The sequence below is a fragment of the Dietzia cercidiphylli genome (assembly GCF_014145145.1).
Lineage (GTDB): Bacteria > Actinomycetota > Actinomycetes > Mycobacteriales > Mycobacteriaceae > Dietzia > Dietzia natronolimnaea.
The window spans coordinates 1-10,257 of record NZ_JAALEA010000344.1 but is presented as its reverse complement, the minus strand read 5'-3'; the positions used below and the strand labels follow the sequence as shown (position 1 = coordinate 10,257).

Annotated in this window: 10 protein-coding genes; 4 read left to right on the top strand and 6 right to left on the bottom strand. The window is 71.2% G+C overall.

All coding sequences use genetic code 11. The features are described 5' to 3' along the window. Positions 1-974: amidase (locus G6028_RS12395; protein WP_182659044.1), on the top strand; the 974-nt coding region annotated here is incomplete at its 5' end. 604 nt (positions 975-1,578) lie between these two features. Here the strand turns inward: G6028_RS12395 and G6028_RS12390 are convergent. From G6028_RS12390 to G6028_RS12380, 3 genes are read right to left on the bottom strand one after another with little or no spacing between them, the layout of a single operon-like run. Further along, positions 1,579-3,183: an ABC transporter substrate-binding protein gene (locus G6028_RS12390; RefSeq protein ID WP_182616507.1), complete on the bottom strand. Its 1,605-nt coding sequence runs from the start codon at positions 3,181-3,183 to the stop codon at positions 1,579-1,581. Then, positions 3,180-4,217 (bottom strand): ABC transporter ATP-binding protein, encoded by a 1,038-nt coding sequence (locus G6028_RS12385; protein WP_182659043.1) that lies wholly within the window; start codon positions 4,215-4,217, stop codon positions 3,180-3,182. The genes G6028_RS12390 and G6028_RS12385 overlap by 4 nt, the downstream gene beginning before the upstream one ends. Next, on the bottom strand, positions 4,214-5,266 hold the full coding sequence (locus G6028_RS12380) for an ABC transporter ATP-binding protein (protein WP_338404216.1): 1,053 nt from the start codon (positions 5,264-5,266) through the stop codon (positions 4,214-4,216). The genes G6028_RS12385 and G6028_RS12380 overlap by 4 nt, the downstream gene beginning before the upstream one ends. 167 nt (positions 5,267-5,433) lie before the next feature. Here G6028_RS12380 and G6028_RS18075 point away from each other — a divergent pair, with 167 nt between their 5' ends. From G6028_RS18075 to G6028_RS12365, 3 genes are read left to right on the top strand one after another with little or no spacing between them, the layout of a single operon-like run. Then, entirely contained in the window at positions 5,434-6,552 is a 1,119-nt protein-coding gene (locus G6028_RS18075; RefSeq protein WP_182659042.1) for an ABC transporter permease subunit, read from the top strand. Then, positions 6,545-7,546 carry an ABC transporter permease gene (locus G6028_RS12370; protein WP_338404215.1) on the top strand — a complete coding sequence of 334 codons (1,002 nt, stop codon included), beginning with the start codon at positions 6,545-6,547 and terminating at the stop codon, positions 7,544-7,546. The genes G6028_RS18075 and G6028_RS12370 overlap by 8 nt, the downstream gene beginning before the upstream one ends. 40 nt (positions 7,547-7,586) lie before the next feature. After that, the gene (locus G6028_RS12365; RefSeq protein WP_182659045.1) at positions 7,587-8,273 is read left to right on the top strand and encodes a TetR/AcrR family transcriptional regulator; all 687 of its coding nucleotides are present in this window, start codon (positions 7,587-7,589) and stop codon (positions 8,271-8,273) included. Between the two features lie 7 nt (positions 8,274-8,280). Here the strand turns inward: G6028_RS12365 and G6028_RS12360 are convergent, their stop codons facing one another. The 3 genes from G6028_RS12360 to G6028_RS12350 all read right to left on the bottom strand — a co-directional run. Then, a complete protein-coding gene (locus G6028_RS12360) occupies positions 8,281-9,474 on the bottom strand; it encodes an FAD-dependent oxidoreductase (RefSeq protein ID WP_182610754.1) in 1,194 nt (397 codons plus the stop codon). Positions 9,475-9,477: 3 nt separating this feature from the next. After that, complete coding sequence (locus G6028_RS12355; protein ID WP_182610755.1) at positions 9,478-9,741, bottom strand: hypothetical protein; 264 nt, start codon at positions 9,739-9,741, stop codon at positions 9,478-9,480. Positions 9,742-9,774: 33 nt separating this feature from the next. After that, a partial coding sequence (locus G6028_RS12350; protein WP_182659041.1) for an aspartate dehydrogenase domain-containing protein occupies positions 9,775-10,257 on the bottom strand: 483 nt, incomplete at its 5' end.

The window sequence follows — 10,257 nt, the reverse complement described above, 5'->3', positions numbered from 1 at the left end:
GATCGGCGGCGGCGGTCGCCTCGGGAATGGTGCCGGTCGCTCACGGCACCGACGGCGGCGGCTCCATCCGCATCCCCGCCGCGATGTGCGGACTGGTGGGCCTCAAGCCCAGCCGCGGGCGCGTTCCGACGTGGCCGCACCCCGACGCGCTCTCCTCGCCGTTGTCCTATCACCACGCGCTGACCACCACTGTCCGTGACAGCGCAGCGCTACTCGACGTGGTGGCCGGCCACCGCCCCGGCGACTCCTACGGTGCGCCCACGCCGTCGCGCCCGTTCCTCGACGAGGTCGGCGCCGACCCCGGCCGTCTTTGCGTCGGCATGCTGCGCGTCGCGCCGGGACCGTTCCCCACCGACGCCGCGTGCACCGCCGCCGTCGACCACACCGCCGCTCTGCTCGCCGGGCTCGGCCACGACGTTCATGAGGTGGAGCTGGACGTCGACGTGCTGGAGGGGATGTCGGCGGTCGGCGCCATCATGGGCGCCCAACTGCGGGCCACCATCGATGCGCGCCTCGCCGCGTTGGGAAGAGACCTCGACGACGACGACATCGAGCCCTGGACCCGGGTGATCCTGGACAACGCCATGACCCACTCCGCGCCCGACGTCGCCCGGGCCCTGCAGACCGCCACGCGGACCGGCTGGCGCGTGGCCGAACTGTTCGGACCCGACGGCGTGGACGTGCTGATGCTGCCGACGTTGCCCTCCACCACCCCTGAGCTGGGCTACCTCGACCCGACCGACCCGGAGGCGATGTGGACGCGGTCCTCGGCGTTCTCCGTGTGCACGAGCATGTTCAACCTCTCCGGGCAGCCGGCCATCTCCCTCCCGCTGGCCGCGGATGACCGGGGCCTGCCCGTGGGCGTGCAGCTGGTCGCCGACTACGCCCGCGAGGATGTGCTGCTGCGGCTGTCGGGGCAGCTCGAGGCGGCCGCGCCGTGGGCGACCGTGGCGCCGGGGTACGAGGGATGGTGACGCGCGGGCGTTGATCGTCCGGGCTCGGATGGCGGTGACCCGCGCGGCTCTTGACCCGCGAGGCTCTTGACCCGTGCGGCTCCTGACCTGCCTGGCTCTTGACCTGCCTGTCTCCTGCGCCGCCCTGCTCTTGACCTGCGAGGCTCCTGACCCGCCTGTCTCCTGCGCCGCCCGGTCCGCTGCGGCGGCTGGGCCGTGGCCCGTGCTCTCTGCGCCTCGCTCATCCGCTCCCGCGCCTGGCGTCTCGCTCGCGCGCCCGTACACGCTGACTGCAGCCGCTTCTGAACATGGCGTCTCGCCTGCGCATCGGTACACGCGGGACGCCAGGTTCGCGTGCGGCTGTGGCCGGGCACGAGCCGGGCACGAGCTGGGAGGGAGCCAGGCACGAGCCGGGCACGAGCTGGGCAGGAGCCGCGCCACTGTTCCTCGACTCGACCGGGACGCCACAGGGCCCCGGGCGGCCTCGCCGTGTGGCGGGAGCCCGGGGCCCGTGTGCGTGGGGGTCGGAGTGCAGCCGGTCGGTCAGGACCGGTGGGGATCACTCCTGAGCAGCGTCACTCTTGGAGCAGCGTCACTCATGGAGCACCGTCACTCCTGAGCAGAGTCACTCGGTCACGAACGCCCCGTCGTAGAGGACCGTCGAGGACAGGGTCGGGGTGAGTCCACCGACTGTGTCGGAGACCGTGACGTACTGCTCGGCGTTGGCCATCACGGTGAACGGCTGCACCTCGTTGAAGACCTCCTGCAGGCGGGTGAGCGCCTCCTTCTGGGCGTCGAGGTCGGCGGCGGCCTTGAGGTCGTTGATGGCGGCGGTGAGCTCCGGGTCGTCGATCCCGGTGATGTTGGTCGCCCCGGTCGGGAGCATGCCGCTGGCGAAGGCGGCCGCAGGATCGGCGTCCGAGGTGGCCAGTCCGCCGATCACGATCTCGAAGTCCCCGGTGAACTGGCGTGCCGTGACCTGGGAGACCGGCGCGTTGTCGATCACGACCGTGAACCCGGCCGCGTCCAGCAGCGCCTTGGCCACGACTCCGGCCTCGATGTTCTCGGGACCGTCGCCGATGAGCATGCGCAGGGTGCCGTCCCAGTCCGGGGTGTCGGCCTTGACCTCCTCCACCAGGGCCCGGGCCGCCTCCACGTCGTACGCAGGCCCTTCCTGGCCGTCGTAGAGCCGGGAGGAGTCGGCGACGAGTGCCGAGGTGGCCTGGCCCTCACCGTTGTAGAGGCGCTGGTTCCACAGGTCGCGGTCCAGCGCGGCGGCGACGGCCTGGCGGGCGCGGACGTCGGTCAGGACGCCGTCGTATCCGGCCTTGCCGGAGTTCATGTTGATCACCGAGCCGGAGCTGATGATCTCCTCGAAGCCGCGGACCTCGTCGTCCTGGGCCATGTTCACGAACTTGGCGCCGCGCAGGAACCCGACCTGGACCTCACCCGTCTGGAACGCGTCGTAGGTGCCCTGGGATCCGGGGATGCGGATGAACTTCAGGGTCGGGCAGACGGGACCGCCGTAGTAGTCGGGGTTGGGCTCGAGCACGGTCTCCTGGTCCGGCGTGAAGTCGGCGACGGTGAACGCTCCGGCGCCGATCGGGTTGCTGGCCCACTCCTGCGGGTCGGCGGCCTCGTAGGCGTCCCGGGGGATGACCTCCCCGACGGTCCCGGCGAGCGTGATGGGGAACCCGGCCCACGGGTCGGCGAGCGTGAACTCGACGGTGAGCGGGTCCACCACCCGAGCCTCGGTGATCTCCATGGCCTCGGTCATCGCGACCGACCGGGTGGCGGGGTCCTTGTGCAGGCCCACCGTGAACGCGACGTCCTCCGCGGTGAGCGGGTCGCCGTTGGAGAAGGTCACTCCGTCGCGGAGGGTGAGGGTCCACACGGTGTTGTCGTCGTTGGACTCCAGCGACTCGGCCAGCTTGGGCTCGAACTCCTCGGCCTCCGGGTTCCACACCATGAGTCGGTCGTAGACGGCCGCCGACTGGGCGCCGCCGCGGACGCCGTACTGGCCCTGGCCGGGCGCGAAGCTGGGGAGCATGGAGAACTCGCCCACGGTGATCGTGCCGCCGGCGCGGTCCTCGGTGCAGCGCTCGGACTGGTCCGGCGCGAGGCCCTCGCCGCCGGCCGCGGCGGTCGAGTCGTCCCCGCCCCCGCCACATGCGGTCAGGGTCAGGGTGGCCGCCGCTAGTACGGCCAGTGCGCTGGTGGTGCGCTTCATCGGTTCTCCTCGAGAGGGTGGTGGCACGCGACCTGGTGGCCGGGTGCGAGGACGGTCAGCTGTGGGCGTTCGGCTGCGCAGATCTCGGTGGCCCGGGGGCACCGGGTACGGAAGCGGCAACCGGACGGGGGGTCGAGCGGGGAGGGCAGCTCCGAACTCGTGGCGGTGATCGGCGACTCGCCGAGCGTGTCCGCGAGGGTGCCGCCGAGTGTGGGGGCCGACGAGATGAGCAGCATCGTGTACGGGTGGGCGGGCGCGCGGTAGAGGGAGGAGGTGTCGGCGACCTCGCACACCGTGCCGAGGTACATCACGGCCACCTGGTCGGCGATGTTGTGCACCACCGACAGGTCGTGGGAGATGAAGACCATCGTCAGCCGGTAGCGCTCCTTCATCTCCTCGAGCAGATTGAGGATCTGCGCCTGCACGGAGACGTCGAGCGCGGAGACCGGCTCGTCGCACACCAGCACCTCGGGCTCGAGCACCAGTGCCCGGGCCAGCGCGATGCGTTGGCACTGGCCGCCCGAGAACTCGGACGGGCGCCGGCCACCGGCGTGGTCGGGGTCCAGGCCCACCGCCTCGAGGGCCGCGTCGACCCGGCGCCGGATCTCCTCCCGGCCGCCGTCGACGCCCTGGATCTCCAGGCCCTCCGCCACGATGTCCCGGACCCTGCGGCGGGGATTGAGCGACGAGACGGGGTCCTGGAACACCATCTGGATCAGCTTCCGGGCCCGGGTGAGGGAGGCCCCGGAGAGCGAGCACAGGTCGGTCTCGTCGACCATCACCCGCCCGGAGGTGGGACGGGGGAGCTGGAGCAGCGCCCGGCCGAGGCTGGACTTGCCGCAGCCGGACTCGCCGACCAGAGCCAGCGTCCTGCCCTGGGGGACCTCGAGGGAGACGTCCGAGACGGCGTGGACCGTCCCCTTGCGGGTGTGGTACTCGACGGTCACGTGATCGACGACGAGCTTGGCGTCCCCGGGCCGTCCCGCGTCCGGCGGGGTGGGCGCGTCGGCGACGTGCTGACTGGAGCCGGTCATGAGGCCTCGCTGCTGGTGCGGTGGTGGACGGGGACGGTGGGGTGGAGACATCCGACGCGGTGGACGGTGGTCGCCGTGGGGTGGGAGGCGGAGGCCGTGGCGAGGTCCTCGAGAGGGGGGTCGACGACGAGGCAGTCGTCCGCCACCCGGGGGCATCTCGGGGCGAACCGGCATCCCGGCGGCATCTCCCGCAGGTTCGGCGGGCGCCCCTCGATCACGGTGAGCCGGGTGTGCGGAGGCAGGTCCGGCCGCGGGATCGAGTCCAGCAGTGCGCCGGTGTAGGGGTGCGCGGGTTCGTCGAGCAGCGCCCGGGTGTCGCCCACCTCGAGGAACCGACCGGCGTACATGACCCCGATCCGGTCGGTGTGCTGCGAGACCACGGCGAGGTCGTGGGAGACCAGGATCATCGCCATGTCCCCGTCGGCCTGCAGCCCGTGGAGGAGGTCCAGGATCTCGTGCTGCACCGTCACGTCGAGCGCGGTGGTGGGCTCGTCGGCAATGAGCAGCTTGGGCGAACAGGACAGGGCGATGGCGATCCCCACACGCTGGCGCATGCCGCCGGAGAGCTGGTGGGGGTACTCGGTGAGGCGGGCCCGGGGTGAGGGGATCCGGACCCGCTCGAGGAGTTCGACCGCGCGGTCGGCCGCCTCCCGGCGACCGAGCCCCAGATGGTGCCGCAGCGGGTCGATAATCTGCCGGCCGATGGTCCGGATGGGGTTGAGCGAGGTGAGCGGGTCCTGGAAGACCATCGCGATCTCGCGGCCCCAGAACTTCTGCGCCTCGCGCTGGGACAGGGCCAGGACGTCGCGGCCGTCGAAACGGACCGTCGAGGCGGGATCCACCCGGGCGGTGGTGGGGGCGATGCCCATGATCGAGCGGACGAGCATCGATTTGCCGGAGCCGGACTCGCCGACGATGCCGATCGTCTCGCCGCGGCGCAGGGAGATGTCGACCCCGTCGACGGGCGTGATGCGCCCGGAGGGGGTGTCGATGTGGGTGCGGAGATCCCGGACCTCGAGCAGCAGGTCGTCCCGGTCGTTCGACGACACGGGTCTGCGGGGTGGTGCGGCGGCGATGACGGCCTCCTCGGGGTGATGGTCCGGTCTAAGTCATCTACTTAATCCGTCTTGCTGTGACGAGTATCACGGCATATGGTGGCTACGTCAAGACGAGTAAGAAACCGCCTTAGGCGGTGTCTCAATCGAAGGGTCACTACGTGCTCAGGTTCATTGGCGAACGCGCTCTGCACGCGATCGTCGTCGTCGTACTCGCCGCGACCGGCGCGTTCTTCCTCATGGAGGCGGTCCCGGGCGACTCCGCGGCCTCGGCCGTCGGCCCGGGGGCCACCGCGGAGCAATATCAGTTGGCGAGGGAGGAACTGGGACTGGACGATCCCGTGTGGACCCGGTTCGCCGACTGGGTCGGGGGGCTGGCCTCCGGCGACCTCGGCAACTCGCTCATCCCGCCCAACCAGGCCGTGGGGGAGATGATCGGCAACGCCCTGCCGGTCACCATGCAACTCGCGTTCCTGTCGATCATCTTGTCCCTCGCGATAGCGGTGCCGGTCGCCGTGTGGTCGGCCTACCGCCGCGGTGGGGTCTTTGACCAGGTCGCCTCGATCGTCGCGTTCGCGTTCATCTCGGTGCCCAGCTTCGTGGCCGGCCTCCTGCTGATCTACCTGTTGGTCTTCAACCACTCGCTGGCGCAGCAGTTGATCCTCGGTGCGGCGGTGGTGATCGGCCTCGCGGTGGCGCTGTCCCCGCTCGGTCGGCGCGGCGGGCGCGGATCACCCGGGGTGATGTGGGGTCGGGCCCTGATCGGCGGCGTCGCCGTGGGTGCGGTGCTGGCGCTGGTGGCCCTGTTCCTCCCCGAGTTCCCGCGTCAGGGCTACGTGCCGCTGGCCGACGGACTGGGGGAGAACCTGCGGAGCATCGCCCTGCCGGCCATCACCCTCGCCCTGATGGAGGTCGCGATCTTCACCCGAGTCCTGCGGACCGACATGATCTCCACCCTCCAGCAGGACTTCGTCCTCTCGGCGCGCGCCAAGGGCATGCCCACCCGGCACGTCCTGGTCTCGGAGGCACTGCGACCGTCCACGGTCTCCATCATCACCTTGGCCGGGATCAGCCTGGGCCGGCTCATCGGCGGGACGGTGGTGGTCGAGCGCCTGTTCAACCTCCCCGGCATGGGCAGCATGATCGTCGACGCCGTCCAGAACGACAACCTGCCGGTCGTACTCGGCGGGGTGATCGTGATCGCCGTGTTCTACGTCCTGGTCAACATGACCGTCGACGTCACGTACGCACTCATCGACCCGAGGATCCGCCGTGGCTGACACCGACCCGACCCGCCCCGATTCCACCCGCCCCGATTCCACCCGCCCCGATCCCACCCGGGCTGCCTCCACCCCCGCTGCCTCCGGGCCCGTCGCGGGCCCCGCCGTCGTCGCCGATCCCACCGTGGCCGCCGCCACCCCGGCACGCCGCCGTCCGAGGATGCCCCGGTTGTCCGGACTCGGCACCGCGCTCGCCCTGGCCTGGACCGTCCTCATCGTCCTGGGCGCACTGTTCGTGGACTTCCTGCCGCTGGCCGAGGCGCGCGACCCGTCCCTCGCGCTGATGACGCCGTCGACCCTCGCCCCCGACCTGCTGTCCGACCATCCCCTCGGGACGGACGGACAGGGCCTGGACATCCTGGGAGGCCTGCTCTACGGCGCCCGGGTCTCCCTCGTCGTGGGTATCGGCGGAGTCCTGGTCGGGGCCCTCGTCGGTGGCGCGCTCGGGCTGGTGGCCGGCTACCGGGGTGGGTGGACCGATCGCATCGTCTCCATCATCACCGACACCCTGCTGGCGTTCCCGTCGCTCATCCTGCTCATCGCGATCGTCACCGTGCTCGACCCGACACTGCCCAACATCACCCTCGCCCTCGGGATCATGGTTGTCCCGGCCTACGCCCGGCTCGTCCGGGCCAACGCGATGAGCTTCGCCGGCCGGGAGTTCGTCACCGCGGCGAGGTCGCTCGGGGCGGGTGAACTGCGGATCATGCTGCGGGAGGTCACCCCGAACATCGTCCAACCGGTCTTCTCGTACAGCTTCATGCTCGTCGCCGTGTTGATCGTGGCCGAGGCGTCGCTGAGCTACCTGGGGCTGAGCATTCCCCGGCCGGAACCGACATGGGGCAACATGATCAGTGCCGGTCAGGCCGATTTCCAGCGATACCCGTATCTCGTCGGCGTCCCGGCGGTCGTACTATTCCTGACGGTGCTCAGTTTCAATCAGCTGGGCGAGGCGGCAGGTCGGAAGTGGAGTCCCGGTGCAGCGAAGATCTGATGAGACCTCAGCCGAGGGGAGCGCAGCCGACGTGGCCGAGATGCCCGAGGAGGCCGGCGATTCCCGCGACGCCAAGGACGCCAAGACGGCGATGATCGAGGTCGCCGAGAAGATGATCAGCGAGCGGGGGCTGGACGACGTCTCGATGCGCGACGTCGCGACGGCGGCCGGTCAACGCAACAACTCGGCCGTCCAGTACCACTTCGGCAGCCGCGACGGGTTGATCCTGCAGGTGTTGCGACGCCGGATCATCTCCCTGGACTCCGCCCGGAAGACGCGGCTGGCCGCGGCCGACGAGCAGGGTCTGGGCTACGACCTGCACACCCTCGTCGGGGTGCTGTTCGAACCGATCGTCGAGCTCCTGCGCGCCCACCCCGAGGCCACGCACTACGCGCGGTTCCTGCAGCGGGTCGGGCCGGTCATGGCGCCGGGCATCCCGGAGGCGGATCTGCGGACGGCGACCGACGACGTGGTGGTGCGGCTGATCGACGTGCTCTCCCCCCTGCCGCGGCGGGTGGCGTTCGAACGCATCGACCTGGCCACCCAGATGTTCACCGGGGCGCTGGCGGTCTACGAGGACCGCCGGGACGCCCGGAACACCGTGGTCAACGCGCGGTTCGAGGACGTCGTGGCGCACCTCTACGACATGATCGAGGCCGCACTGTGTGCCGGGGCGGGGTCCGGGGCCGGGTCCGGGTCCGGGGCCGGGACCGTGTCGCGGGACTGACCCGCCTTCAGACCCGCCCGCGGAGCAGCTTCCGGAAGTAGACCACCGGCTGCAGATACCGGTCGAACGCGTAGGTCGAGCGTCTGGGCACGGTCAGGTCGATCCCCCGCACCGACGGTGCGGGCCGACCGTCCCGGTCGTGCTCGACCAGCATCAGCCGGTCGCGGCTCACGGCGATCGGGATGATCGTGTAGCCGTCGTACCGCGTGCCGGGTCCGCCGTCCCGGGCCGCGCGCAGGTTGTCGGCGACCACCGCCACCTGCGGTCTCAGCGCCCCTCCGGACGGACGGGTGTCGACGGTCGCGGCGTCGCCCAGGCCCCAGACCGAGTCGAGGCGCGCGTGGCGCAGGGTCCGGGGGTCCACCTCGACCAGCCCGGCGACACCGCCGTCGGACAACCCGGCGTCGGCGATGAACTTCGGCGCGCGGCTCAGAGGGGTGACGTAGGCCAGGTCGACGTCCTCGATCGTGGTGGGGACCGGGCCGTCGAGTGTGACGGTGCGGGCGTGGTGATCCACGGCGGCGACCTCGGATCCCTCGTGGACGGTGATGCCGTACTCCCGGAGGTACGGCTGCACCCGCGAGTCGCACGGTTCGAGTCCGAGGAGTCCGCGGAACGGGGTCACCAGGTGCACGTCGATACGATCGAGCACCTTCTCGCGCCGCCAGCGGTCGCACGCCAGGAACATGGCCTTGAGCACGGTCCCGCCGCAGGAGGCGGGTTCGGGTGGCACCGAGAACACCACGGTCCCCTCGCGCAGGCGGACCAGCGCGGCGCACGCGCGACCCGCGTACTCGGGCACGTGGGCCGAGGCCGCCCATCCGGCGACGTAGGCCTTGTCCAGCCCGGGGATCGCGTCCCACCGCGGGGTCAGGCCGGGGCACACGACCAGGTCCTCGTAGGTGATCGTGGGACCCTCCTCGCGCGGACCGAGGGTGACGGTGTGGGCGTCCGTGTCGACCCGTCCGGCCAGGTGGGGGAGCAGGTGGACGCCGGCGGGGACGACGTCCGTCATCGCGCGTTCGTACCGCCTCATCGGTGCCAGGCCGGTGGCGGCGTAGTTGAGCATCGGCCGGTACCGGTGCACGGGACTCGGGTCGACCAGAGCGATGTTCTGCCGACCGTCCCGGCGCAGGCGGGCCGCCAGGGAGATCCCGGCGTTGCCCCCTCCGATGATCACGGTGTCGAACGCGGCGGACACGGGTCAGACCGTCACTGCGTAGCCCACGAGCCCGATGACCAGGAGGAGGACGACGACGACGATGACGACGATCGGGATGTACGCCCCCTTCTTGGACGGGGACGGGGTGGGGCTCTGCTGTTGCGTCGGGCTCTGCTTCTCCGTGGCGCTGTCCGACTGCATCGACGTGGAATCGGAGTCCGGTGTCTGCGGTCCGTCGGGTGAACCGCCGCTGTCGAGATCGGGGCTCTGACTCGGATCGGGGTCGGAGGGCCGTGCGTGGGTCATGGGACACCTTTCGTGGCGGCTGGTCCCTCCACGCTATGGCGTCACCCGCGCACCCTCCACCGGTCGGGCCGCAGCCACGACCACCACGCCGGGCCCGGCCCCGGCCCTGATCGAGGTGAGGACCCCGGCCACCGACCACGCCGTGATCGCCGAGGTGCGGCCACCGGAGTCCGGGTCCACCGCGTTCTCGAAACGCATGTCGTAGCGGCCCACCGGGGACTCCCACTCCACCACGTGTCGGGTGCGCTGCACCCCGGGGTCGGCCACCACGATCGCCTCCACGCGGTCCAGGCCGAGCGTCGCGAGCGCGAGCGCCACGGAGGCGTTGGAGGTGCGGGGGAACTCCAGCGCCGCCTCCCGCGCGGACCCGCGGAAGACCTCGAGGGGCGTGTCGAGGGTCTGCCGGATGCCCAGCGCGGCCGGGCTCTTGATGGTGACGTGGCGAAGCGCGGCCTCATCGGTGCCCGCCCGGGCCGCCGCCGCGAGGACGTCCAGTCCGCCCACCGCCCCGGCGGG

Bases quoted from the DNA above. Each gene is read 5' to 3' on its own strand.
- G6028_RS12390 (WP_182616507.1), bottom strand. From the start codon at position 3,183: ATGAAGCGCACCACCAGCGCACTGGCCGTACTAGCGGCGGCCACCCTG.
- G6028_RS12385 (WP_182659043.1), bottom strand. From the start codon at position 4,217: ATGACCGGCTCCAGTCAGCACGTCGCCGACGCGCCCACCCCGCCGGAC.
- G6028_RS12355 (WP_182610755.1), bottom strand. From the start codon at position 9,741: ATGACCCACGCACGGCCCTCCGACCCCGATCCGAGTCAGAGCCCCGAT.
- G6028_RS12365 (WP_182659045.1), top strand. From the start codon at position 7,587: ATGCCCGAGGAGGCCGGCGATTCCCGCGACGCCAAGGACGCCAAGACG.